1 pseudogene is annotated in these 551 nt (G+C 65.7%); it reads right to left on the bottom strand.

Annotated features, from left to right (window positions below):
• A pseudogene (locus tag NKI25_RS36395) lies at positions 1–551 on the bottom strand (IS110 family transposase); the annotation flags it as partial.

The raw sequence follows: 551 nt of genomic DNA, 5'->3' as shown, positions 1-551 counted from the left end.
CCTCGATCGCGTCGATCTTCTCCTGGAACACGATCTGCTGCGCGGTATGCTCGAAGTTCTGTCGGGCAAGCCAGCGCCGGTGCGCCAATGTCCAATGACCGCCGTTCTGGTAGATCCGCCCATGGCGCAGAAGGAATGAGAGCAGCTGCTGGCGTTTGCGGCGCAGGTCGTCGGCTGCGGCTTCGCGGGCTCGGACCAGATCGCGGACAGCCTCGTGGACTACGTCCGGCACCCACACCCCGATCAGTTCGCCCGCCCGATGCAGTCGCGCCAGCGTGACCGCGTCCCGCCGGTTGGTCTTGACGCGCTCGCCCGGCCGCTTCGGGATCAGGGCCGGCGCAACCACCATGCAGTCGTGACCAAGATCGCTGACCTGCCGGCACAACCCATAACCCGTCGGCCCAGCCTCGAAGCAGACGTGCACGATCATACTTTCTTCCCAGCTTCTTGATCGTCCGCTCTATCGCCGCCGGACTATTCTCGACCTCGCCGACGAACCGGACCTCGCCGGTGCGGCCGCCCTCCGCGATCGCAACCGCGTGCTTCTTCTT

It is taken from the genome of Mesorhizobium sp. M0808, assembly GCF_040320025.1.
In the GTDB taxonomy this organism is placed as follows: Bacteria; Pseudomonadota; Alphaproteobacteria; order Rhizobiales; family Rhizobiaceae; genus Mesorhizobium.
This window is presented reverse-complemented; position numbering and strand designations above follow the sequence as displayed.